The sequence below is a fragment of the Brevibacterium samyangense genome (genome assembly GCF_039529845.1).
Lineage (GTDB): Bacteria > Actinomycetota > Actinomycetes > Actinomycetales > Brevibacteriaceae > Brevibacterium > Brevibacterium samyangense.
Map to the genome: position 1 here is coordinate 126,215 of NZ_BAAANO010000013.1, position 23,885 is coordinate 150,099.

Here is a 23,885-nt window from a genome sequence, read left to right on the forward strand (position 1 = left end):
AAGGTGACATGCCCGGAACCACGAAGCGGAATCCTCCGAAACGCGTTGCCGCGTCCTCCCCGCGCTCGGGGACGGGCCGCGGACCGCGGGTGGAGGCACCTCGGGCGGCGAACCCCCGGGGTCGCATGTGGTTCCTCGTCGTCGCGGCGGCACTGCTGCTCGTGCTCGTCGCCGGACGCCTCGTCGCGATCCAGGGCATGGACCAGATGAAGCTCGCGGAGAAGGCGCTGTCCTCGCGCCTCGTGACGAAGACCCTGCCCGCCTCGCGCGGCACGATCATGGCCGCGGACGGGACCGTACTCGCCGACAACGCGATGCGCTACCGACTCGTGGTCGACCAGCGGAACGTCGCCCGCTACACCGACGAGAACGGCACACTCGTCGGTGCCTGGGGCGCAGCCGAACGGATCGCGGGCATCCTCTCGACCGACCCCGGCCTCGTGTACGAGAAACTCGAGGGCGACCGACTGTGGAACGTCGTCGCCACCGGGATCACGAGTGAGGTGTGGGCCGAGATCGAGGCGCTCGGTATCCCCGGGATCACGGTCGAGGAGTACGCGATCCGTACGTATCCGGCCGGCGCGGTCGGCGGGAATCTCCTCGGTTTCGTCGGGTCCGACGGTCAGGCCCTCGCGGGTCTCGAACTCGCGTACGACGACACCCTGCGCGGCACGGACGGGGAACAGCAGTACGAGCGCGGCGCGAAGGGCGACTTCATCCCGCTCGGGGCGAACAACGTGACCCCGGCCGAGAACGGACAGGGCCTGCAGCTCACGATCGACCCGACGATCCAGTACTACGCCCAGCAGGCGATCGCGGACGCCGTGAAGGAACACAAGGCCGAATGGGGATCCATCGTCATCTCCGAGGCGGAGACCGGGAAGATCCTCACTGTCGCCGAGGCGCCCTCGGTCGATCCCAACGATTTCGGGTCCGCGGACCCCGGCGCGACCGGATCCCGCAGTTTCACCGCGCTCTTCGAACCCGGTTCGACCGCGAAGATGATCACCGCCGCGGGTCTCATCGAGGAAGGACTCGTGACCCCGGAGTCCGAATTCACGGTGCCCTACGAGTGGACGGCGCCGAACGACGAGGTCTTCAAGGACTCGCACGAGCACGAGGAGCAGAAGCTCACGTTCACCGGCATCCTCGAGGACTCCTCGAACACCGGGACGATCCTCGCCGGGGACAAGCTCACGCTCGACCAGCGCTACGACTACCTCCACCGCTTCGGGTTCGGGACCCGGAACGCCGTGAACTTCCCCGGCGGGACCGCCGGCATCCTCCATCCGGTCGAGGACTGGGACGGGCGCACGAAGTACACCGTGATGTTCGGGCAGGGCGTCGCGGCGACGGCCGTGCAGACGAACGAGGCCTTCGGGGTCATCGCGAACGGTGGAGTGCGCGCACCCCTCCAGCTCGTGTCCGGCACCGTCGACGACTCCGGCAAGGTCACCCCGGTGTCGACGGGTACGCCCGAACGCGTCGTGAGCGAGGAGACCGCCGACACCGTCCTGAACATGCTCGAATCCGTCGTGGCCCGGGGAACGGGTGCTCCGGCGTCCGTTCCCGGGTACCGGGCCGCGGGGAAGACGGGTACGTCGCAGGCCCCGGCCGACGAGGGCGGGGGATACGACGGCTACACCGCGTCGTTCGTGGGGATCGCGCCCGTCGAGGACCCCCGTCTCGTCGTCTCCGTGACTTTGCAGCGGCCGCGCGACGGCTATTACGGTGGAACGTCCGCTGCGCCCGTGTTCTCGGACGTCACAGGCTACGCCCTGCGACACCTCCGGGTGCCTCCGTCGACCACCGAGCCGGTGCTTCCGCCCAGGGAATGGAAATGATGCTGCTCAACGACCTCACGCTGCCCGACGGGATCCGGGTGCTCGGAACCCTCGACCGGACGGTGAACGGGGTGTCCCTCGATTCCCGTACGGTCGGCCCGGGCTTCCTCTACGCCGCCCTGCCCGGTGCGAACGTCCACGGCGCCTCCTTCGCCGCGCCCCTCGTGGCACAGGGTCTGCGGGCCGTCCTCACCGACGAGGCGGGTCTTGCGATCGTGCGGGAGGCCGCCGAGGCCGAGGGCATCTCCCTCGCGGACGTCACCTTCCTCGTGATCGAGGAACCCCGTGCCCACCTCGGTGGGATCGCGGCACAGGTCTACGGGACGGACCCGGTGGCCCCGTCCCTCCTCGGGATCACGGGAACGAACGGCAAGACGACGACCACCTACCTCGTCGACGGGCTCCTCCGGGCGCTCGGCCGGACGACCGGGGTCATCGGGACCGTCGCGACCCTCATCGCGGGCGAACGCCTGCCGAGCGCCCGGACCACCCCGGAGGCCCCCGAACTCCACTCGCTCCTCGCGCGCATGCGCGCCCGCGGGGTCGACGACTGTGCGATGGAGGTGTCCTCGCACGCCCTCCACCAGCACCGCGTCGACGGGGTGTTCTTCGACGTCGTCGGGTTCACGAACCTCACGCAGGACCACCTCGACTACCACCCGACGATGCGCGACTACTTCGAGGCCAAGGCCCTGCTCTTCACGCCGCGGTTCGCGCGCACCGGTGCGATCGTGCTCGCGGACGACTGGGCACGCGAGCTCGCGGCCGAGGCGCCGATCCCGGTCGTGACGATCTCCCGCGAGGAGTCCGACCGACCGGACTGGCACGTCACCGGCGAATCGGGCAGCGACTTCGTCCTCGTCGGCCCCGCGGGGGAGCGGATCGTGGCCCGCTCGCCGCTGCCGGGCGACTTCAACGTGATGAACACCGCGCTCGCGCTCGTCCTCCTCGTGCTCCACGGGGTCGCGCCCGAGGACCTCGCTCCCGTCGCCGCGTCCTTCGACGTCGCGGTGCCCGGTCGGATGGAGGTCGTCCACCCGGAGGCTCCGCGTGTGGTCGTCGACTACTCCCACACCTCGGACGCGCTCGAGAAGGTCCTCCACGGGTTGCGGGAATCCTCGCCGCTCGTCGTCGTGTTCGGCGCCGGCGGTGATCGCGACCCGCTCAAACGCCCGCTCATGGGTGCTGCCGCGGCCCGACACGCGGACGTGATCATCGTCACCGACGACAACCCGCGTTCGGAGGACCCCGCGACCATCCGGGCCGCGGTGCTCCTCGGGGTGCAGGCGGAGATCGCCGCGGGGAACGCGCGTGTGAGATCCACCGCGGTCCACGAGATCGGCGACCGGGCCGCGGCGATCGCCGCCGGGGTCGAGGCCGCCGGGGCCTCGGGCACCCTCCTCGTCGCGGGGAAGGGGCACGAGACGGGGCAGACGGTCGGCAACATCGTCCACCCCTTCGACGACCGCGAACAGACACGCGCAGCGATCGCGCACGTGCTCTCCCGATGACTCCACCCGGTAAGGTTTCGAGGTGATATGAAGCATTTCTCAGCCCAGGACGTGGCAACCGCACTCGACGGCGAACTCTACGGAATCGCTCCCGACACGCTTTTGACCGGGGGTGTCGTCACGGACTCCCGCGACGTCGGCCCCGGCGACATCTACGTCGCCCGCCGGGGTGAGAACCTCGACGGACTCGACTTCGCCCCCGCGGCGGTCGAGGCCGGTGCCGCGCTCGTCATCGCGGAGGCGGTGCCCACCGTCGACGGCGTCCACCTCCCGACGCTGCAGGTCGCCGACGCCACGGAGGCCCTGGGTCGACTCGCCCGGCTCAACGTCGAGTCCCTCCGGGCGAGCGGGGAGATCACCGTCATCGCGATCACCGGTTCCGCCGGGAAGACGACCGTGAAGGACCTCGTCGCCGATCTGCTCTCGGGTGTGGGGGAGACGGTGTGGCCCCCGAACTCGTACAACAACGAGGTCGGAGTGCCGCTCACCGCCCTGCGCGCCGACGAGAACACCCGTTTCCTCGTGCTCGAGATGGGTGCCCGCAACATCGGCAACCTCGCGTACCTCACGTCCTTCGTCCGGCCGGACATCGCGGTCGAGCTCAACGTCGGCTCCGCCCACTCCGGCGTGTTCGGGTCGATCGACAACACGCAGAAGGCGAAGACCGAACTCGTGCAGTCCCTCGCCGCGGGCGGCTGGGCCGTGCTCAATGCGGACGACCCCCGGGTCGTCGCGATGCAGGACGCCCTCGCCGAGGGGGTCAACACCCTGTGGTTCAGCCCCTCCGGCTATGCGCACGACCGCTCACCGGTGCTGCGCGCGACGGATGCGCGGATCGGCGCCTCGGGTCGGACGACCTTCACCCTCCACGTCCCGGACGCCGAACCCGCGGAGGTCGTCCTCGCGCTCCTCGGCGAGCACCACGTGTCGAACGCCCTTGCCGCGGCGGCCGTCGCCCACCTGTGCGGCGTGCCGGCCCGGTCGATCCAGACGACCCTCGCGACCTCCGACGCCGCGAGCCGGTGGCGGATGGAACTCATCGACTCGCCCTCGGGCGTGACGGTCCTCAATGACGCCTACAACGCGAACCCGGACTCCATGCGCGCGAGCCTCAAGACCCTCGCGGCGATGGGCGCCGGTGACGAGAACACCCCGCCGCGGCGCACCGTCGCGGTCCTCGGCGAGATGCTCGAGCTCGGGGACGAGTCCCTCAAGGCGCACTCGGACATCGGCGAGCTCGTCGTCCGCCTCAACATCGCCCGGACGATCGCGGTCGGGCCGGCCGCCAAGCCGATCTTCAACTCCGCGAACCTCGAGGGTTCCTGGGGCAACGAGGCGGTGTGGGTCGAGGACATCTCGGCCGCCCGCGAGCTCCTCCAGGCGGAGCTGCAGCCGGGGGACATCGTGCTGTTCAAGAGTTCACGTGACGCCGGGCTCCGCTTCCTCGGTGACGAGATCGCAGGAGTGTCCGGACAGTGATCGCAGTCGTCGTCGCCGCCATCGCGGCCCTCGTCCTCACCCTCGTCGGTACCCCGCTCTTCATCAAGGTCCTCGTGAAGCGCGGGTACGGCCAGTTCATCCGGGACGACGGCCCGGCCTCCCACGCGATCAAGCGCGGCACCCCCACGATGGGCGGCGTCGTCATCATCGGTTCGACCCTCGTCGCGTACTTCCTCGGGCACCTGCTCACCGGTTCGATGCCGACGCCCTCGGGCCTGCTCGTCCTCTGGCTCGCCGCCGGCCTCGGTGCGGTGGGCTTCCTCGACGACTACATCAAGGTCTCGAAGCAGCGGTCCCTCGGTCTCAAACCGGCGGGCAAACTCATCGGCCAGGGCTTCGTCGGCATCTCCTTCGCCGTCCTCGCGCTCCTGTTCCCCAATGACCACGGTCGCACCCCGGCGTCGACCGCGATCTCCTTCGTCCGCGACCTCCCGATCGACCTCGCGTTCCTCGGGACCTCGACGGCCGCGGTGATCGTTGCGTTCGTGCTCTTCATCGTGTGGGCGAACCTCATCGTCACCGCGGTGTCGAACGCCGTGAACCTCACCGACGGCCTCGACGGCCTCGCCTCCGGTGCGGCGGCGGTCGTGTTCGTCGGGTACGTCATCATCACGACCTGGCAGTCCACGCAACTGTGCGACCTCATGACCGCGGCCCGTCCCGGGTGCTACATCGTCCGGGACCCGCGTGACCTCCTCATCGTCGCCGCCTCGATGGCGGCCGCCTGCGTCGGCTTCCTCTGGTGGAACGCCTCCCCGGCGAAGATCTTCATGGGCGACACCGGCTCCCTCGCGATCGGCGGCGCGATCGGGGGCCTGGCCATCATGACCCGCACCGAGCTCCTCCTCCCGATCCTCGGCGGTCTCTTCGTCATCATCACGCTGAGCGTCATCATCCAGGTCGGCTCGTTCAAACTCACCGGTAAACGGGTGTTCCGGATGGCTCCGCTCCAGCACCACTTCGAACTCAAGGGATGGGCCGAGGTGACGATCGTCATCCGCTTCTGGCTCATCTCGCTCGTCTTCGTCGTCGCCGGGATCGCGATCTTCTACGCCGAGTGGGTGTCCCACCTTGGTCGCTGAGTTGCCGCCCCTCGTCCCGCCGGGCGCCGAGCCGGTCGACTATCCGGCTGCGGACCGGATCCCGGCCGCCCTCCACGGCCCGGAGTCCTCGCTCGCCGGGATCACCGTCCTCGTCACCGGTCTGGGCGTGTCCGGCTACCCCGCCGCCGTCCACCTCGCCGAACGCGGGGCCGAGGTCGTCGTCGTCGACGCGAACACGACCCGCGACCACTCCGAGAAGGAACAGATCCTCGAGGTCTTCGACGTCGACATCCGCCGAGGCGCCGCGCACGTCACCGGCCTGCCCACCTCGCGGACCGGTCGGCTCCCCGACCTCGTGGTCACGTCCCCGGGATGGCGCCCGGACCAGCCGGTCCTCGCCGCGGCCGCCGCGGCCGGGATCCCGATCATCGGCGAGGTCGAACTCGCCTGGCGGGTCCGCGGTACGAACTCCGCGCCCTGGCTCGTCGTCACCGGCACGAACGGGAAGACGACGACCACGTCGATGCTCGAGTCGATGCTCCGCGCCGCGGGCCTGAACGCGCGCGCGTGCGGGAACATCGGTGCCCCGCTCCTCGAAGCCGTGCTCGACCCCGCCGCCGAGGTCCTCGCGATCGAGCTGTCGAGCTATCAGCTGCACTGGCAGTTCTCGATGAGCGCCCATGCGGCCGCGGTCCTCAACATCGCGGAGGACCACCTCGACTGGCACGGCGACCTCGCCGCTTATGCCGCGGCCAAGGGCCGCGCGTACACGAACGTCGCGAAGGCGTGCGTCTACAACGTCGAGGATCCCGCCACCCGGCGCCTCGTCGAGGACGCCGAGGTCATCGCCGGGGCCCGTGCGATCGGTTTCACGACCGGGATGCCCGGCCCGGGGGAGCTCGGTGTCGTCGAGGACCTCCTCGTCGATCGCGCCTACGTGCCGAACCGGTACTCCGCCGCGGCCGAACTCGCGTCCTTCGCCAACGTCGCCGCCGCCTCGGGCGCGCCGGGCCGGCCTGCGGCACCGCATCAGGTCTCCAACGCTCTCGCAGCCGCGGCCCTCGCCCGCAGCCTCGGCGTCCCGCCCGCGGCGATCCGCGACGGCCTGCGCGCCCACGTCGCGGGCGGCCACCGGCTCGCCCTCGTCCGCTCCCTCTCCGAGGTCTCCTGGGTCGACGACTCGAAGGCGACGAACCCGCACGCCGCCGATGCGGCTCTCGGGTCCTTCGACTCCCTCGTGTGGATCGCCGGGGGACTCGCGAAGGGTGCGCACTACGAGGACCTCGTGAAGTCGCACGCGCACCGTCTGCGCGGAGTCGTCCTCATCGGCGCCGACCGCGAGCCCCTGCGCGGTGCTCTCGCGGCGCACGCGCCCGAGGTCCCCGTCGTCGAGATCGATCTCGTCCCCGACGGCGACCTCCCCGAGGAGGTGCGCGGTCGCGACGTCATGGCAGCGGCCGTGGATCGCGCCCGCGTCCTCGCCCGGGCGGGTGACACCGTCCTCATGGCACCGGCCGCCGCGAGCATGGACCAGTTCCGCGACTACGGCACCCGTGGCGACCTCTTCGCCGAGCTCGTCCGGGCCCTCCCGGAGGACTGATGGGCGGCGGCGTGCACGCGGTGCGACGTGACCGGGACTCCGCGGGTGCGCAGGGCGCTCCGGCGGAGCGGGGCCCAGGCCGGCGGGGTCCGGCCTGGGTGCGGCAACTCGCCCGGGTCCTCGACCTTCCGGTGACGAGCTACTACCTCGTTCTCTCCTCGACGCTCGCACTCACCGGACTCGGCCTCGTCATGGTCCTCTCCGCCTCGTCGATCGAGGCGTACGCCGGCGGCGAGGGCAACTCCTTCGCGGTGTTCAACCGGCAGGCGCTGTTCGCCGCGGTCGGACTCGCCGGGATGTTCGCACTGTCCTTCGCACGGGAACGGTTCTGGACCGCTGTCGCGTGGCCTGTTCTCGGGATCGCGATCCTCCTCCAGTACCTGCCGTTCGTGCCCGGGGTCGGCGTCGAGGTCAACGGTTCGCTCAGCTGGATCGAGGTCGGGGGATTCCGGGCCCAGCCCGCCGAGTTCGTCAAACCCGCACTCGCCCTGTGGATCGGGATGTACATGGCCCGCAAGGCCTCCCGCCTCCGCGAGTTCTCCCACCTCGTCCCGCTCATCGGCGCGATCCTGCTGAGCCTCGGTCCGGTGCTCTACGGGCGCGACCTCGGCACCGGCATGATCATCATGGCGCTCGTCATCGGATGTGTGTTCGTCGGCGGACTGCCCTGGCGGTACTTCCTCACCGGCACCGCGGCGATCCTCCTCGCCGTCACCGTGCTCGTTCTCACGAGCGCCAACCGCATGGCCCGTATCACCGCGATGTTCACCGGCGCCGACTCCCCGGAGGCCGATGCCCTCGGCCAGCACTGGCAGTCGAACCACGGCCTCTTCGCCCTCGCCTCCGGCGGGTGGTTCGGGGTCGGCCTCGGGGCGTCCCGTGAGAAGTGGTACTGGCTGCCGGAGGCGCACAACGACTTCATCTTCGCGATCATCGGCGAGGAACTCGGCCTCGTCGGCACGCTCGTCGTCGTCCTCCTGTTCGCGGTGCTCGGCTACGGCCTCGTCCGGATCGTCATGCGGTCGCCCTCGCGACTGGCGCAGACCGCGACCGCCGGCGTGTTCCTCTGGCTCATCGGCCAGGCGGTCGTGAACATGGGTGTCGTCGCCGGCCTCTTCCCGGTCATCGGTGTGCCCCTGCCCTTCGTGTCCGCGGGGGGTTCGGCGCTCATCGCCACACTCCTCACCGTCGGTATGATCCTCTCCTTCGCCCGCAACGAACCGGGCGCCGCGGAGGCGATGCGCGCACACTCCCGGAGTCTGCGCGCCTCGCTCGCCGTCCTCGCCAGTCGTCCGTCCAGAAAGCGCTGATCCATGACCTCCTCCCAGGCCCCCGGGAGTCTCTCCGTCCTCTTCGCCGGCGGCGGGACCACCGGCCACATCTCCCCGCTCCTCGCGATCGCCGACGACCTGCGGTACCAGGACCCCGAGGCGCGTCTCACCGTGCTCGGCACCCCGGAAGGGCTCGAGACCCGACTCGTGCCGGAGGCCGGCTACGACCTCGTGACGATCGACAAGGTCCCGATGCCGCGCTCCCTCGACACCTCCCTCGTGCGGTTCCCCGGCAAGCTGCTGGGCACGATCACCCGGGTGCGGAAGCTCATCCGCGAACGGGACGTCGACGTCGTCGTCGGGGTCGGTGGGTACGTGTCGACCCCCGCGTACCTCGCGGCACGCCTCACCGGCACCCCGATCGTCATCCACGAGGCGAACGCCCACCCGGGTATGGCGAACAAGCTGGGAGCACGCTTCACGCCGCCCGAGCGGATCGGTTTCGCGTTCGCCGGCACTCCGCTGCCGGGTGAGCACGTCGGCATGCCGATGCGCGCGGCGATCGAACACCTCGACCGCCGGGACCCGGCGACCCGGGAGGCCGCCGCGCGGCACCTCGGCCTCGATCCGGCCCTGCCGACGATCATCGTCACCGGTGGTTCGCTCGGTGCACAGACCATCAACGATGCGATGCTCGGCGCGATGGAGGACATCTCCTCCGCCGGTGTCCAGGTCCTCCACATCACCGGGCGCGGCAAGGGTGAGGACCTCCGCGCCGCGGCCGCGGGCCAGCCGCACTACCACGTCGTCGACTACGTGGACGGGATGGAGAACGTCTACCTCGCCGCGGACCTCCTCGTGTGCCGGGCCGGGGCCGGCACCGTCGCCGAGGTGAGCGTGATGTGCGTGCCCGCGGTGTACGTCCCGCTCGCGATCGGCAACGGTGAGCAGCGCCTCAACGCGTCCTCCGCGGTGAAGGCCGGTGCCGCGACGATGGTCGCGAACGCCGACTTCACGGCCGAGCACGTGCGCACCTCGGTGCTGCCGCTCGTGACGAACCCCGCACAGCTCGAGGCGATGGAACGGGCTGCGGAGGCCCTCGACTTCCCCCTCGCCGCCGCGCGCACGATGGTGGGGAAGATCTTCGCCGCCGCCGGTCGTCCCCACCCCGCCCGCGCGTACCCCGCGCATCTGCTCACGAAGAAGGAACGGTGAACCCGTGACGATCACAGACAGCACCGAGATCGTGCCCGCCGAGGACCTCGGTCGGGTGCATTTCGTCGGCATCGGCGGAGCGGGGATGTCCGGTATCGCCCGCATCATGCTCATGCGGAACATGACGGTGACGGGTTCGGACGCCAAGGATTCCTCGGTCGTCACCGCACTGCGCGCCCAGGGTGCCCGCATCGACATCGGGCAGCGGGCCGAGAACATCCACGACGTCGACACCGTCGTCGTGTCCTCCGCGATCCGTGCCGACAATCCCGAACTCGTGGCCGCCCACGCACAGGGACTGCGGGTCGTCCACCGTTCGGTGGCCCTCGCCTCGCTCATGACCGACAGCCGCACGGTCGCCGTGGCAGGCACCCACGGGAAGACGACGACCACCTCGATGACGACCGTCGCCCTCCAGGCGTGCGGTGCCGACCCGTCCTTCGCGATCGGCGGCGTGCTCACCGCGACCGGCATCAACGCGCACCAGGGCTCCGGGGACGTCTTCGTCGCCGAGGCGGACGAGAGCGACGGCAGCTTCCTCCTCTACGAACCCGCGGTCGGCATCATCACGAACGCGGAGCCCGATCACCTCGACCACTACGGGTCGTGGGAGGCCGTCCGGCAGGCTTTCGTCGACTTCACCGCCAAGGTCCGGCAGCGCGCGGGGACGCTCGTCGCGTGCGCCGACGACGAGGGTGCGCGGTCGATCGCCCTCGAGGCGCGTGAGTCGGGGACGACCGTCCTCCTCTACGGGCAGTCCGAGGACGCCGACGTGCGCCTCGTCGACGTGGCACCGGGGGAGTCGGGCATGACGTTCTCGCTCTCGTTCCCGGACCGCACCGTCGGTCCGATCTCCCTCGTCCAGCCCGGGGTCTACAACGCCCTCAACGCGACCGCGGCCCTGTGCGCGGTCCACGCCCTCGGTCTCGACGTCACCGAGGCGGCGGCCGGAGTGGAGTCGTTCGGCGGCACCCGCAGACGGTTCGAGCTCAAGGGCACCGCGGCCGGTGTGCGGGTCTTCGACGACTACGCGCACCACCCGACGGAGCTCCACGCGGTCCTCACGGCCGCCCGGTCCGTCGTGGACCCCGGTTCGCAGGTGCACGTGATCTTCCAGCCGCACCTGTTCTCCCGGACCCGCAATTTCCGGGCGGAGTTCGGAGCGGCGCTCGGGCTCGCCGACGACGCGATCGTGCTCGACGTGTATCCCGCCCGCGAGGACCCGATCCCCGGGGTCACCGGACAGATCATCGCCGACGAGGTGCCGCTTCCGGCGGACCGCGTCACCTTCCTGCCCGCGTTCAGCGAGGCAGTGCCGTTCGTGGCCGGGCGCGTACGCCCCGGTGACATCGTCATCACCGCCGGTGCCGGAGACGTCACGATGCTCGGTCCGGTGCTCGTCGAGGCGCTCGAGGAGACCCTCGCGGAAGGAAACGGTGGGACGGCGGACTGAGCCGCGGGGCGCCTCGGGACCGGCCGTGCGCGGGACGGAGGAGGCCCCCGCGAGTCTGAGCGAGCGACTCCGGGCCCGGCGGATGCGCCGGATCCGGACGTGGTCGCTCGCGATCGGCGGCGCCGTCGTCGTCCTCGCGACCGCCGCGGTGCTGTGGTTCTCCCCGGTGCTCGCGGTCCGGTCGGTCGAGGTGACCGGCAGCGAGTACGTCGACGGCTCGGCACTCGCGGATTCGCTCACCGAGACCTATGCCGGCACGCCGCTGCCACAGGTGCCCCGGGGTGAGGTCTCCGAGGCGGTCCTCGCGGCACACCACCAGATCGCCGAGGCGGAGGTGTCCTGGGGTGGTCCGCGTACCCTCGTCGTCACCCTCACCGACCGGGTGCCGGTCCTCGCGCTGCACGCGGGGGACTCGTGGACCCGGTACGACGCCGAGGGTGTCGCGATCGACACCGCGGAGCGGGCCCCGGAGGGGATCGCCGTCGTCGAACTCGCCCCGGACGGGGAAGGGGCCGAGGGTACCGAGGACAGTGCCGAGGTGGTCGCCCAGTCGCTCGCACTGCTCCGGGCGATCCCGGACACCGAACGGGAGCAGGTCCGGTCGGTGCGCGTCCGCAGCGCCACCGATCTCCAGGTGGTCCTCGGCATCCCCGGGGACGCCGGTCGTGACGGCAGCCCGGAGGCCGGGGAGGAGAGCGCCGACACGCGCGAGGTGACGATCGATTTCGGCACCGCTGAGGACATCGAGCGGAAGTTCGAGATCGCTCGCATCCTCGTCGGTGAGGGCGCCACCTCGATCGATGTCTCCGTACCGGACGCTCCGGTCGTGCGGGACACGCCGGAGGACTGAGCCGACACGTCCCCGAACCGCTGCGCACCACCCGCTAGAGTGGTGGCACGCAAGACACCCACCGTTCGTCCTATCCGGGACCGATGCGCCGAAAGAGGAACCGACTTGGCTGAATTCCCACAATCCGGAGCTGACATCAAGGTCGTCGGCACTGGCGGCGGCGGTGTCAACGCCGTCCAGCGCATGATCGACGCCGGTCTGCGGGGCGTCGAGTTCATCGCCATCAACACCGACGCGCAGGCGCTCCTCCTCTCCGAGGCGGATCTCAAGCTCGAGATCGGCCGGGAACTCACGCGGGGCCTCGGCGCCGGTGCCGACCCGGAGATCGGTCGGAAGGCCGCGGAGGACTCCGAGGACGCCATCAAGGAGGCGCTCGAGGGCGCCGACATGGTCTTCGTCACCGCAGGCGAGGGCGGCGGAACCGGCACCGGTGCCGCTCCTGTCGTCGCACGCATCGCCCGGGCGCTCGGTGCCCTCACGATCGGTGTCGTCACCCGTCCCTTCACCTTCGAGGGGCGTCGGCGGTCCCAGCAGGCGGAGTCCGGCATCGCGCAGCTGCGCGAAGAGGTCGACACCCTCATCGTCATTCCGAACGACCGTCTCCTGTCGATCTCGGACCGCAACGTCTCCGTCATCGAGGCGTTCCAGTCCGCCGACGAGGTCCTCCGTTCGGGTGTCCAGGGCATCACCGATCTCATCTCGACGCCGGGCATGATCAACCTCGACTTCGCGGACGTGAAGTCCGTGATGAAGGACGCCGGCACCGCTCTCATGGGCATCGGTTCGGCCGTCGGCGACGACCGCGCCGTGCAGGCGGCGGAGGCCGCGATCGCGTCCCCGCTGCTCGAGGCGAGCATCGAGGGCGCACACGGTGTGCTCCTGTCGATCCAGGGTGGTTCGGACCTCGGTCTCTTCGAGATCAACGAGGCCGCCCGCCTCGTCCAGGAGGCCGCGCACCCGGAGGCGAACATCATCTTCGGTACGGTCATCGACGACAACCTCGGCGACGAATGCCGGATCACCGTCATCGCCGCGGGCTTCGACAACTCCGGTCCGTCCACGCCGACGAAGCCGGTGTCCGCGCCCAAGGAGACCCCGGCGGCGAAGGCGGCCCCCGCCGCGCCCGCCCCGGCAGCCGTTCCCACCCAGGACCCGGCCCCCGCCGCCGAGGTCTCCCCGGCGCCGCAGGCGGCCGAGGCGGTCCCGTCCTCGCTGCCGGAGGAGAAGCCCAGCCGCTTCGACCCCTCCGACATCGACATCCCCGAGTTCCTCCGCTGAGGTCCAGGTGCTTCACGACCGCCTCGTCGTTCCCGGTGACCGTGTGTCCGCACACATGGCCTTCACGGATCGGCGGGGCGGTTTCTCGTCCCCGCCCTTCGATTCCTTCAACCTCGGCAAACACGTCGGGGACGAGCCGGCGGCCGTCGAGGCCAACCGCGAACTCCTCGCCTCGGCGCTCGGTCTCGCCGGGGCGCGGATGCGATACGTCTCCCAGGTGCACGGCACCCACGTCCACGAGGTGCTCGAACCGGGTGCCGGTTCCCCGGGCGTGAGCGGCACGGACACGGGACCGGTGGAGGCCGACGCCCAGTTCACGACCGCACTCGACCTCGGTCTCGTGATCCTCGTCGCCGACTGCACCCCGATCCTCCTCGCCGATCCCGACGCCGGGGTCGTCGCCGCGGTCCACGCGGGGCGGAAGGGGATGGCGGCCGGTATCGTCCGGGAGACCGTCGACCGGATGCACGCCCGCGGGGCACAGCGCATCCGTGCCGCCATCGGCCCCTCGGTGTGCCCGCGGTGCTACGAGGTGCCTGCCGACATGCGCGCGGAGGTCGCGGAGCGGGAACCGGTGAGCGCCTCGGTGTCCAGGACCGGGACGCCCGCGCTCGACGTCGCCGCCGGGGTGGTGGCCGGGCTGCACCGCGCCGGCGTGGAGATCGTCCACTGGAGCCGCGCGTGTACGTACGAACACCCGGACCTGTTCTCCCACCGTGCGGGAGCGCCGACCGGGCGATTCGCCGGAGTGGTCTGGCTGCGGCGCGACCCCGAGTGACGACACGCCGGTGTGCCTGCGCGGCGGTGACCGGCCCCTCGGGTACTTTCGTGGCAAGGGATTTCCGACCTGAGGAGTTGCGATGAGCGCGATGAAGAAACTCGGCACGTATCTGGGCTTCGTCGAGGAGGACCAGGACGATTTCACGCCCGCCCACGCGGAACGTGATCGCCGCACCGTCGTCGAGGAGGCCCCGGCCGATTCGTTCGACACCTACGAGGACGAGGAGGAGGACGCCGCACCCGCGGCCGTGACCCCGATCCGTTCGTCGGTCCGCCCGGTCGAGTCGGCTCCGCTGGCCGCCATGAATCGGATCCGCACCATCCACCCCCGCAGCTACAACGACGCGAAGGCGATCGGCACCGCGTTCCGGGACGGCATCCCCGTCATCATGAACCTCACGGCGATGGACGAGGCCAACTCGAAGCGCCTCGTCGACTTCTCCGCCGGCCTCATCTTCGGACTCCGCGGCTCCATCGAGAAGGTGACGAACAACGTGTTCCTCCTCACGCCCGAGAACGTCGAGGTGAGCGGCGAGGACGCCTCGCCCGCACGCACCCAGGCCAGCTTCTTCAACCAGAGCTGACCGGCCCCGTTCGCCGGGTGAACTCCCGGCCGGTTGTCGAGAAATCCCGAGGACGGCGGACTACCCTGGAGGTGGTCCGCCGTCCGATTTCGTACGAGAGTGATACCACCCCCGTCATGAGCCTTGTCCTCGTTCTTCTCGCCTGGTTGCTCAACCTGTATGTCTACGTGCTCCTCGCGCGCGTCGTCATCGATCTCATCCAGGCCTTCGCCCGCGACTGGCGCCCCCAGGGATTCGTCCTCGTGCTGTGCGAGTTCGTCTTCACCGTCACGGACCCGCCGATCAAGCTCGTCCGCAAGGTGATCCCGCCGCTGCGACTCGGTCAGATCGCGATCGACCTCGGATTCATCATCATCTTCATCGGTGTGCAGATCCTCTCGGGGTTCCTGCTCGCGGCCGCACGTTCGATGGCCTGAGGCCTCCGCAGGGGCCCGTACCGCCCCGCGCGACAATCCGAGTTGCCGTGTTGTAGTGTGTCCGTGATGACCGGTGTGGCACCTCACGTGGTACAACGGTTCCACAGCAAGCACTCCCGACCGAAGGTGGCCTCATGGCGCTCACGCCTGAAGATGTAGTGAACAAGCGGTTCCAGCACGTCAAGTTCCGCGACGGATACGACCAGGACGAGGTCGACGACTTCCTGGACGAGGTCGTCGTCGAACTGCGCCGCCTCACGGAGGAGAACGACTCCCTCCGCAAGAAGCTCTCCACCGCCGAGGCACGGGTCGCCGAGCTCGAGTCCGCACCGGCCGCCGCGGCCCCCGCCGCTGCTCCGGCGGACCCCGACGCCACCCAGGTCATGCCGGCCGCGTCGAAGCCGAACGCCGCCGACGCGAAGCCCGCCGAGGCCAAGCCCGCAGCCGAGGCGCCCGCAGCTCCGGCCGCGAAGCCCGCCGAGGCGAAGGCCACCGCTCCGGCCGCTCCGGCGAAGCCCGCTGCCGCGGCGTCCCCGGCTCCCGCCGGCGCCTCTGCCGTCACCGGTTCCGCACCGGACGCCCACGGACTCATCGCACTCGCCCAGCGTGTGCACGACGAGCACGTCGCCGAGGGTGAGGCCACCCGCGACAAGCTCATCAGCGAGGCCGAGGCGAAGGCCAAGACCCTCGTCGGTGAGGCGGAGACCAAGGCGAAGAACCTCGTCGGTGAGGCGGAGAAGAAGCGCGAGGAGGTCCTCAAGGCCCTCGAGACCGAGAAGTCGAACCTCGAACGCGAGATCGACGGCCTCTCGAACTTCGAGCGCCAGTACCGCACGCGCCTCAAGAGCTACCTCAACGATCAGCTGCGCGATCTCGAGTCCTCCGGTTCGCTTGCCCCGGAGACCCTGAGCAAGGGCGTCTGAGCCCGGCCCTGTCGCGTCGACACCCGCGGCCCCGTTCCCTCCTCGAGGGAGCGGGGCCGCGTCGTGTGTGCGGGCGTCGTTCGATAGGATGGACCGGCGCTCCGCAGCAGCGGAGCGCACCGCGTACCCCGAGGAGAGACCCTGCACGTGAACGATCCCGGAACCCGGCCGCGCTCGGTCCTCCTCGTGGCGCTCTTCGGCATCGCCGGCCTCGTCGTCGCCGTCGATCAGGTGACGAAACAGCTCGCGATCCACTACCTCGAGGACCGGCCACCGATCCCCGTCATCGGCGATCTCGCGGGGTTCGCGTTCTACCGCAACCCGGGGGCCGCCTTCGGCATGGGTGCGGGGTCCACGTGGGTCTTCGCCCTCATCGCGATGGTCGTCCTCGTCGGCATCCTGTTCGCCGGTCGGAAGCTCGGTTCGCGTGGGTGGGCGCTCGGCCTCGGTCTTCTGCTCGGCGGTCTCACCGGCAATCTCCTCGACCGACTATTCCGGGCCCCCGGGGCCTTCCACGGCGCGGTCGTCGACTTCATCGATCTGTACTTCTTCATCTGCAATGTCGCCGACATCGCGATCAGCGCCGCCGCGGTCGTCGTCGTGGTCCTCACCTTCCGGGGCATCGGACTCGACGGCCGTCGCGAGGGCGAGGACCCCGCACCCGGCACCGATGAGCAGGGCCCGGGCCCACAGGCGCCGGAGGAAAGGGAAACGGCATGAACGAACGCACCTTCTTCGTCCCCGAGGGACTCGAGGGCGAACGCGTGGACGCCGCCCTCGGTCGACTGCTGGGCCTCTCTCGCACCGCGGCCGCCCAGATCGCCTCGGACGGCGGCGTGAAACTCGACGGTCAGGTCGTCGGGAAGTCCGAGCGGGTCCGCTCGGGAGCGATGCTCGACGTCACGATGCCCGACCCGAAGAAGCCGCTCGAGGTCGTCGCCGAACCCGTCGAGGGCATGACGGTGCTCTACGACGACGACGCATTCGTCGTCGTCGACAAGCCGGTCGGCGTGGCCGCGCACCCGGCCGCCGGCTGGAAGGGCCCCACGGTGATCGGTGGGCTCGCCGGTGCCGGGTACGCGATCGCCACCTCGGGCGCCTCGGAGCGCCAGGGGATCGTGCATCGCCTCGATGTGGGCACCTCGGGCGTCATGGTCGTCGCGAAGGGCGAGCACGCGTACAGCGTCCTCAAGCGCGCATTCAAGGAACGCACCGTGGAGAAGACGTACCACGCGCTCGTCCAGGGGCTGCCGGACCCGCTCGTCGGGACGATCGAGGCACCCATCGGCCGGAACCCCAAGCGCGACGGTCTCTACGCGGTCCGACAGGACGGCAAGCACGCGGTCACGCACTACGAGGTGCTCGAGGTCCACAAGTCCGCCACGCTCGTCGAGGTGCACCTGGAGACCGGCCGGACCCACCAGATCCGGGTCCACATGTCGGCCACGGGGCACCCGTGCGCGGGTGATCTTCCCTACGGTGCCGACCCGACCCTCGCCACGCGACTCGGTCTCGAACGACAGTGGTTGCACGCGGTGAAACTGGGCTTCACGCACCCGGAGACGGGGGAGTGGGTCGAGTTCGAGAGCGCCTACCCGCAGGACCTGCAGCACGCACTCGACACCGTGCGCGCGGCACAATGGTGAGAGCGTTCCACCGCTCACCACCCCGTCGTCGATCGGAGGACCCCTCGTGACCGCCACCCAGGACTTCGCCCACCTCCACGTCCACACCGAGTACTCGATGCTCGACGGTGCCGCCCGCCTCGGCGACCTCATGGCCGCGGCGAACGAACTCGGCATGAGCGCGATGGCGACGACCGACCACGGTTACCTCTTCGGCGCCTTCGACTTCTGGAAACAGGCCACCGGGGCGGGGATCCGCCCCATCATCGGCGTCGAGGCGTACATCACCCCGGGCACGCACCGCACCGACAAGACCCGCGTGAAGTGGCGCACCGACGAGAGCCAGCGCGGCGACGACGTCTCCGGCGGTGGCGCGTACACCCACATGACCCTCCTCGCACGCGACAACGAGGGCATGCACAACCTCTTCAAGATGTCGTCGATCGCCTCGCTCGACAGTGTCTTCGGCAAATGGCCGCGGATCGACGAGGAACTCCTCACGACGTACTCGAAGGGCCTCATCGCGACGACCGGCTGCCCTTCGGGCGAGGTGCAGACGAAGCTCCGCCTCGGGCTGTACGACCAGGCGGTCGAGGCGGCGGCGAAGTACCGCGACATCTTCGGCGCGGAGAACTACTACCTCGAGCTCATGGACCACGGGCTCGACATCGAACGCCGGGTGACGAAGGACCTCCTGCGCCTGGGCGAGCAGTTGAACCTGCCGCTCGTGGCGACGAACGACCTCCACTACACCCATGAGTCCGATGCGAAGGCGCACGAGGCACTCCTCGCGATCCAGTCCGGGTCGAAACTCATCGAACCGACGTACGACCAGGGCGGCAGCCGTTTCGCCTTCAGCGGGACCGGGTACTATCTCAAGTCGCCCGCGGAGATGCGCTCGCTGTTCTCCGAGTTCCCCGAGGCGTGCGACAACACGCTGCGCATCGCCGAACGCTGCGAGGTGTCCTTCGACACCGAGGCGAACTACATGCCGAAGTTCCCGTGCCCGCCCGGGCACGACGAGACCTCGTGGCTCATCGAGGAGGTCAATCGGGGACTCCAGTACCGGTACCCCGACGGCGTGCCGACGAATGTGCGCGAACGGGCCGACTACGAGCTCGACATCATCATCCAGATGGGGTTCCCCGGCTACTTCCTCGTCGTCGCGGACTTCATCAACTGGTCGAAGGACAACGGGATCCGCGTGGGTCCCGGTCGTGGTTCCGGTGCCGGCTCGATGGTCGCGTACGCGATGCGCATCACCGACCTCGATCCGATCCAGCACGGCCTCATCTTCGAGCGCTTCCTCAACCCCGACCGTGTGTCGATGCCCGACTTCGACGTCGACTTCGACGACCGTCGGCGTTCCGAGGTCATCGACTACGTCACCGAGAAGTACGGCGACGAACGCGTCGCGATGATCGTCACCTACGGCACGATCAAGACGAAGCAGGCACTCAAGGACTCCGCACGTGTGCTCGGCAAGCCCTTCTCCATGGGCGAACGCCTCACGAAGGCCCTCCCGCCGGCACAGATGGCGAAGGACATCCCGCTCGCGGACATCGAGAACCCGGAGGCGAAGCGCTACGGCGAGGCCGGTGAGTTCCGGGAACTCATCGCCACCGACCCCGAGGCACGGGAGACCTTCGAGACCGCGAAGGGCCTCGAGGGGCTGAAGCGGCAGTGGGGCGTCCACGCCGCCGGCGTCATCATGTCCTCGCACCCCATCATCGACGTCATCCCCATCATGCGCCGGTTCCAGGACGGCCAGGTCATCACGCAGTTCGACTACCCGACGTCCGAGGGCCTCGGCCTCATCAAGATGGACTTCCTGGGGTTGCGCAACCTCACGATCATCTCCGACGCGCTCGAGAACATCCGGTACAACCGCGATTTCGACCTCGATCTCGAGCACCTCGCGCTCGACGACAAGAAGGCGTACGAACTCCTCGCGAGCGGTGACACGGTGGGCGTGTTCCAGCTCGACGGCGGCGGTCTGCAGAGCCTCCTGCGGCTCATGAAGCCCGACAACTTCGAGGACATCTCCGCAACCCTGGCACTGTACCGGCCGGGCCCGATGGGTGCCGATTCGCACACGAACTACGCGCTGCGCAAGAACGGTCTGCAGGAGAAGACCCCGATCCACCCCGAGCTCGAGGAACCGCTCCGCGAGATCCTCGACACGACCTACGGCCTCATCATCTACCAGGAGCAGGTGATGGCGATCGCGCAGAAGGTCGCCGGCTACTCCCTCGGCCAGGCGGACATCCTGCGCCGCGCGATGGGCAAGAAGAAGAAGTCCGAGCTCGACAAGCAGCAGGTCGGCTTCTTCGGGGGCATGAAGGAACGCGGGTACTCGAAGGAGGCCGCGCAGGCCCTCTGGGACATCCTCCTGCCCTTCTCCGACTACGCGTTCAACAAGGCCCACTCGGCCGCGTACGGTGTCGTGTCCTACTGGACCGCGTATCTCAAGGCGCACTACCCAGCGGAGTACATGGCGGCCCTCCTCACCTCGGTCGGTGACAACAAGGACAAACTCGCGATGTACCTCAACGAGTGCCGTCGCATGCACATCACCGTCCTCGCCCCCGATGTGAATGAATCCGCCCAGACCTTCACCCCGGTCGGTTCCGACATCCGTTTCGGCATGGGTGCGGTCCGCAACGTCGGTGCGAACGTCGTCGCCGGGATCGTCGAGGCGCGCGAGGGGAAGGGTGCGTTCACTTCCTTCAACGACTTCCTCGACAAGGTGCCGAGCCAGGTGTGCAACAAGCGCACGATCGAGTCCCTCATCAAGGCCGGTGCCTTCGACTCGCTCGGGCACACCCGCCGGTCGCTCGTCGAGATCCACGAGGAGGCCGTCGACGCGGTCGTCGGGGTGAAGCGGCAGGAGGCGGCCGGCCAGTTCGACCTCTTCGCCGCGCTCGACGGCGGCGAGGACGAAGCGGTGTTCTCCGTGACGATCCCGGAGCGGCCGGACTGGGAGAAGAAGGAGAAGCTCGCATTCGAACGCGAGATGCTCGGTCTCTACGTCTCCGACCATCCGCTCAACGGCCTCGAGGGCGTGCTGAGTTCGGAGGCCGAGGCCTCGATCGCGGAGATCGTCGATCCCGAGAGCCACCGTCCCGACGGATCCCAGACCCGGATCTGCGGCATGATCACGACGGTCACCCGGAAGGTGTCGAAGAACTCCGGCAAGCCGTACGCGATCGTGACGATGGAGGACCTCAACGCGAGCATCGAGGTGATGTTCTTCGGGGACGTCTACGAACCCGTCGCGACGCTCCTGCAGAACGACCTCGTCATCACCGTCACCGGACGCATCCGGACCTCGGAGGACCGCGGGACCTCCCTCATGGCGCAGTCGATGACGATCCCGGACGTCACGGATCCGCAGGACCGCCCGGTCGGGATCACGCTGCCGATCGAACGGTGCACGGAGGACCTCGCCCGTCGCCTCAAGGACGTCCTCGTCGCGAACGCCGGGAGCTCGGAGGTCCACCTCGAGCTCACGGGGCCCGGGCGGACGACCGTGATGCGCCTCGACCGTTCCCTCCGGGTGACGCCGGGACCGAACCTGTTCGGGGACCTCAAAGGACTCCTCGGTCCCCGGTGCCTCGTCGCCTCCGGCGCCACGAACCCGTTCGCCTGAGCGCTCGGTGCACCGGCGCCGGGGACGCCCGGTGGTGGGCGCCGTTCGGGTGACGGTCCCGACACCGGTGGTGGGACGTGCGGACGTAGAATGCACGGGTGACTGAACCGATGATGAATGTGCTCGACTTCCGCAACTCGCCGCTCGACCGCCGGACGCTCCGGACCCGGGTGCCGCGCGCCTCGGTCGACATCTCCGACGCGATCTCCGCGGTCGGACCCATGATCCAGGACATCCGCGAACGTGGCCGCGCCGCCGTCCTCGAGTACACGGAACGGTTCGACCACGTGCAGCCGGACACGTTGCGGGTCCCCGCCGCGGCACTCGCGGCGGCGCTCGAGGGCCTCGCGCCCGCGGTCCGTAGTGCTCTCGAGGAGACCATCACCCGTGCCCGGGCGGTCGCCGAGGCGGACGTCCGGTCCGCCGTGACGACCGAGTTCACCGGCGGCGGCACCGTGACGACCCGTTGGCTGCCGGTCGATCGTGTGGGGCTCTATGTGCCCGGCGGCCTCGCGGTCTACCCGTCGACCGTCGTGATGAACGTCGTCCCGGCGCAGGCCGCCGGGGTGCCCTCTCTCGCGATCGCTTCGCCCCCGCAGGCCGACGGGCTTCCGCACCCGACCGTGCTCGCCGCTGCGGCGATGCTCGGCGTCGACGAGGTGTGGGCGATGGGCGGGTCCCAGGCGATCGCGGCGTTCGCCTACGGGTTCGACGACGGGGAGGACCTCGAACCCGTCGACCTCATCACCGGTCCGGGCAATGCCTTCGTCGCCGCGGCCAAGGCGAGTGTGCGCGGGGTCGTCGGGATCGACGCGGTCGCCGGGCCCACGGAGATCATCGTGCTCGCGGATGCGACGGCGGACCCGCGGTTCGTCGCCGCGGACCTCGTGAGCCAGGCCGAGCACGATCCGCTCGCCGCTTCCGTCCTCGTCACCGCGGAGGCCTCCCTCGCCGAGGCGGTCCAGGACGAACTGCGGACCCAGGTCGCCGCCACGGCCCACACCGACCGGGTGCGGCGGGCTCTCGCCGGGAACCAGTCCGGGATCGTGCTCGTCGACGACCTCGATGCCGGTATCGCCGTGCTCAACGCCTATGCGGGTGAGCACGTCGAGCTCATGGTCGCCGATCCGCAGGCCGTCGCCGCACGGGTGACGAACGGTGGCACCCTCTTCCTCGGCGATCACTCGCCGGTTGCGCTCGGGGACTACTGCTCGGGGTCGAACCACGTCCTGCCGACACTCGGGACCGCTGCCTACTCGTCCGCGCTCGGTGTGCAGTCCTTCCTCAAGGGCAGCCAGGTCGTCGACTACCCGCGGGACGCCCTCGCCGCCGTCGCCGAGCACGTCACGGTGCTCGCGACGGAGGAGGATCTGCCGGCCCACGGCACCGCGGTGACCGTCCGCTTCGGGGGTGACGTGTAATGCACTGCCCCTTCTGCCGTCACGTGGACTCCCGGGTCGTCGACTCGCGCACCGCGGAGGACGGCTCCTCGATCCGCCGGCGCCGTCAGTGCCCGAACTGCGGTCGGCGCTTCACGACGATGGAGGCGACGAGTCTTACCGTCATCAAGCGTTCGGGCGTGTCCGAGGAGTTCTCCCGCCAGAAGGTCGTCGGGGGAGTGCGCAAGGCCTGCCAGGGACGCCCGGTCGGCGAGGACGACCTCGCGAAGCTCGCCCAGCGGGTCGAGGAGACGATCCGGTCGCGCGGGATCGCGGAGATCGATGCCGACGAGATCGGGCTGGCGATCCTCGATCCGCTGCGGGAACTCGATCACGTCGCATACCTGCGATTCGCGAGTGTCTATCAGTCCTTCGCGACCCTCGAGGACTTCGAGGCCGCGATCGAGTCGCTCCGGTCGGAGGCCCGCGATTCCGGGAGTACCGAGGGTGCACACGGGGCCCGGGACTCCTCGGGTTCCGGTGCCGGGACCGCGGGTGCTGCACCGGGCTCGGCAGAGACGAATCCCGGGGCATAGGCCCTCCGACGGCGGGGCCGGTGAGAGATCGGACCTCCGTGCGGCCGGGTCGGTGACGGCCGGAACGCGCGGGTGACGACACGCCGGGAACGGTGCGAAACCCCAGGTGGGACGGCCCGCAGAAAAAACTCGAGCGGAACCGGAATTCCTGAGGGTCAGGTGTGACCGAGCTGGATTTCCATGTATGCTAGGACTCAGCCGCGGGGCATCGGAGGGGAAGCCGATGCCCCGCGGCCCTTTTCTTGGGCACTCACCCCCTCGCTACTCACCCCTTCTGTTCCGGGCGCGCGGTTCCACGTTCCCCGGTGGAGTTCCCGGGTGGAGATCCGGAGGCAGCCGGAATCAGCTGTGCACGTCGGCACGAT

The 23,885-nt window shown here is 69.7% G+C and carries 19 protein-coding genes; all 19 read left to right on the top strand.

Going from position 1 to position 23,885, the window contains the following annotated elements:
- The first annotated feature begins 8 nt into the window (after nt 1–8).
- The 19 genes from ABD172_RS07360 to nrdR all read left to right on the top strand — a co-directional run bounded on the left by ABD172_RS07360 (nt 9) and on the right by nrdR (nt 23,520).
- Nucleotides 9–1,844 carry a peptidoglycan D,D-transpeptidase FtsI family protein gene (locus ABD172_RS07360; RefSeq protein WP_344308337.1) on the top strand — a complete coding sequence of 612 codons (1,836 nt, stop codon included), beginning with the start codon at nt 9–11 and terminating at the stop codon, nt 1,842–1,844.
- Nucleotides 1,841–3,355: a UDP-N-acetylmuramoyl-L-alanyl-D-glutamate--2,6-diaminopimelate ligase gene (locus ABD172_RS07365; protein ID WP_344308338.1), complete on the top strand. Its 1,515-nt coding sequence runs from the start codon at nt 1,841–1,843 to the stop codon at nt 3,353–3,355. The genes ABD172_RS07360 and ABD172_RS07365 overlap by 4 nt, the downstream gene beginning before the upstream one ends.
- Nucleotides 3,356–3,382: 27 nt before the next feature.
- Entirely contained in the window at nt 3,383–4,834 is a 1,452-nt protein-coding gene (locus ABD172_RS07370; protein WP_344308340.1) for a UDP-N-acetylmuramoyl-tripeptide--D-alanyl-D-alanine ligase, read from the top strand.
- Nucleotides 4,831–5,937, top strand: coding sequence for a phospho-N-acetylmuramoyl-pentapeptide-transferase (gene mraY / locus ABD172_RS07375; RefSeq protein WP_344308341.1), 1,107 nt, complete (start codon nt 4,831–4,833; stop codon nt 5,935–5,937). Before ABD172_RS07370 ends, mraY begins: the two co-directional genes overlap by 4 nt.
- Nucleotides 5,927–7,498, top strand: a complete 1,572-nt coding sequence (gene murD, locus ABD172_RS07380) for a UDP-N-acetylmuramoyl-L-alanine--D-glutamate ligase (protein ID WP_344308343.1) — start codon at nt 5,927–5,929, stop codon at nt 7,496–7,498. The genes mraY and murD overlap by 11 nt, the downstream gene beginning before the upstream one ends.
- Entirely contained in the window at nt 7,498–8,808 is a 1,311-nt protein-coding gene (gene ftsW / locus ABD172_RS07385) for a putative lipid II flippase FtsW (protein ID WP_344308345.1), read from the top strand. The genes murD and ftsW overlap by 1 nt, the downstream gene beginning before the upstream one ends.
- A 3-nt stretch (nt 8,809–8,811) precedes the next feature.
- Entirely contained in the window at nt 8,812–9,984 is a 1,173-nt protein-coding gene (locus ABD172_RS07390) for a UDP-N-acetylglucosamine--N-acetylmuramyl-(pentapeptide) pyrophosphoryl-undecaprenol N-acetylglucosamine transferase (protein ID WP_344308347.1), read from the top strand.
- A 10-nt stretch (nt 9,985–9,994) separates the two neighbouring features.
- Nucleotides 9,995–11,437 (top strand): UDP-N-acetylmuramate--L-alanine ligase, encoded by a 1,443-nt coding sequence (gene murC / locus ABD172_RS07395; RefSeq protein WP_344308527.1) that lies wholly within the window; start codon nt 9,995–9,997, stop codon nt 11,435–11,437.
- Nucleotides 11,421–12,287 carry a cell division protein FtsQ/DivIB gene (locus tag ABD172_RS07400; RefSeq protein WP_344308349.1) on the top strand — a complete coding sequence of 289 codons (867 nt, stop codon included), beginning with the start codon at nt 11,421–11,423 and terminating at the stop codon, nt 12,285–12,287. Before murC ends, ABD172_RS07400 begins: the two co-directional genes overlap by 17 nt.
- 105 nt (nt 12,288–12,392) lie before the next feature.
- On the top strand, nt 12,393–13,565 hold the full coding sequence (gene ftsZ / locus ABD172_RS07405) for a cell division protein FtsZ (RefSeq protein ID WP_344308351.1): 1,173 nt from the start codon (nt 12,393–12,395) through the stop codon (nt 13,563–13,565).
- 7 nt (nt 13,566–13,572) lie between these two features.
- Complete coding sequence (gene pgeF / locus ABD172_RS07410; RefSeq protein WP_344308352.1) at nt 13,573–14,343, top strand: peptidoglycan editing factor PgeF; 771 nt, start codon at nt 13,573–13,575, stop codon at nt 14,341–14,343.
- A gap of 82 nt (nt 14,344–14,425) precedes the next feature.
- The gene (locus ABD172_RS07415; protein WP_344308353.1) at nt 14,426–14,929 is read left to right on the top strand and encodes a cell division protein SepF; all 504 of its coding nucleotides are present in this window, start codon (nt 14,426–14,428) and stop codon (nt 14,927–14,929) included.
- 116 nt (nt 14,930–15,045) lie between these two features.
- Complete coding sequence (locus ABD172_RS07420) at nt 15,046–15,345, top strand: YggT family protein (RefSeq protein WP_344308355.1); 300 nt, start codon at nt 15,046–15,048, stop codon at nt 15,343–15,345.
- A 134-nt stretch (nt 15,346–15,479) separates the two neighbouring features.
- Entirely contained in the window at nt 15,480–16,268 is a 789-nt protein-coding gene (locus ABD172_RS07425) for a DivIVA domain-containing protein (RefSeq protein WP_344308357.1), read from the top strand.
- Between the two features lie 147 nt (nt 16,269–16,415).
- Nucleotides 16,416–16,988 carry a signal peptidase II gene (locus tag ABD172_RS07430; RefSeq protein ID WP_344308359.1) on the top strand — a complete coding sequence of 191 codons (573 nt, stop codon included), beginning with the start codon at nt 16,416–16,418 and terminating at the stop codon, nt 16,986–16,988.
- Nucleotides 16,985–17,914, top strand: a complete 930-nt coding sequence (locus ABD172_RS07435) for an RluA family pseudouridine synthase (protein WP_344308361.1) — start codon at nt 16,985–16,987, stop codon at nt 17,912–17,914. Before ABD172_RS07430 ends, ABD172_RS07435 begins: the two co-directional genes overlap by 4 nt.
- Before the next feature lie 97 nt (nt 17,915–18,011).
- Nucleotides 18,012–21,545 carry a DNA polymerase III subunit alpha gene (gene dnaE, locus ABD172_RS07440; protein WP_425546669.1) on the top strand — a complete coding sequence of 1,178 codons (3,534 nt, stop codon included), beginning with the start codon at nt 18,012–18,014 and terminating at the stop codon, nt 21,543–21,545.
- 110 nt (nt 21,546–21,655) lie between these two features.
- Nucleotides 21,656–22,966, top strand: coding sequence for a histidinol dehydrogenase (gene hisD, locus ABD172_RS07445; protein ID WP_344308529.1), 1,311 nt, complete (start codon nt 21,656–21,658; stop codon nt 22,964–22,966).
- Nucleotides 22,966–23,520: a transcriptional regulator NrdR gene (gene nrdR, locus ABD172_RS07450; RefSeq protein WP_344308365.1), complete on the top strand. Its 555-nt coding sequence runs from the start codon at nt 22,966–22,968 to the stop codon at nt 23,518–23,520. Before hisD ends, nrdR begins: the two co-directional genes overlap by 1 nt.
- Nucleotides 23,521–23,885 lie beyond the last annotated feature (365 nt).

Coding starts and splice junctions, on each gene's coding strand:
- ABD172_RS07360 (WP_344308337.1), top strand. CDS start 9: ATGCCCGGAACCACGAAGCGGAATCCTCCGAAACGCGTTGCCGCGTCC.
- ABD172_RS07365 (WP_344308338.1), top strand. CDS start 1,841: ATGATGCTGCTCAACGACCTCACGCTGCCCGACGGGATCCGGGTGCTC.
- ABD172_RS07370 (WP_344308340.1), top strand. CDS start 3,383: ATGAAGCATTTCTCAGCCCAGGACGTGGCAACCGCACTCGACGGCGAA.
- ftsW (WP_344308345.1), top strand. CDS start 7,498: ATGGGCGGCGGCGTGCACGCGGTGCGACGTGACCGGGACTCCGCGGGT.
- ABD172_RS07390 (WP_344308347.1), top strand. CDS start 8,812: ATGACCTCCTCCCAGGCCCCCGGGAGTCTCTCCGTCCTCTTCGCCGGC.
- ABD172_RS07415 (WP_344308353.1), top strand. CDS start 14,426: ATGAGCGCGATGAAGAAACTCGGCACGTATCTGGGCTTCGTCGAGGAG.
- ABD172_RS07420 (WP_344308355.1), top strand. CDS start 15,046: ATGAGCCTTGTCCTCGTTCTTCTCGCCTGGTTGCTCAACCTGTATGTC.
- ABD172_RS07425 (WP_344308357.1), top strand. CDS start 15,480: ATGGCGCTCACGCCTGAAGATGTAGTGAACAAGCGGTTCCAGCACGTC.
- ABD172_RS07435 (WP_344308361.1), top strand. CDS start 16,985: ATGAACGAACGCACCTTCTTCGTCCCCGAGGGACTCGAGGGCGAACGC.
- dnaE (WP_425546669.1), top strand. CDS start 18,012: ATGCTCGACGGTGCCGCCCGCCTCGGCGACCTCATGGCCGCGGCGAAC.
- hisD (WP_344308529.1), top strand. CDS start 21,656: ATGATGAATGTGCTCGACTTCCGCAACTCGCCGCTCGACCGCCGGACG.
- nrdR (WP_344308365.1), top strand. CDS start 22,966: ATGCACTGCCCCTTCTGCCGTCACGTGGACTCCCGGGTCGTCGACTCG.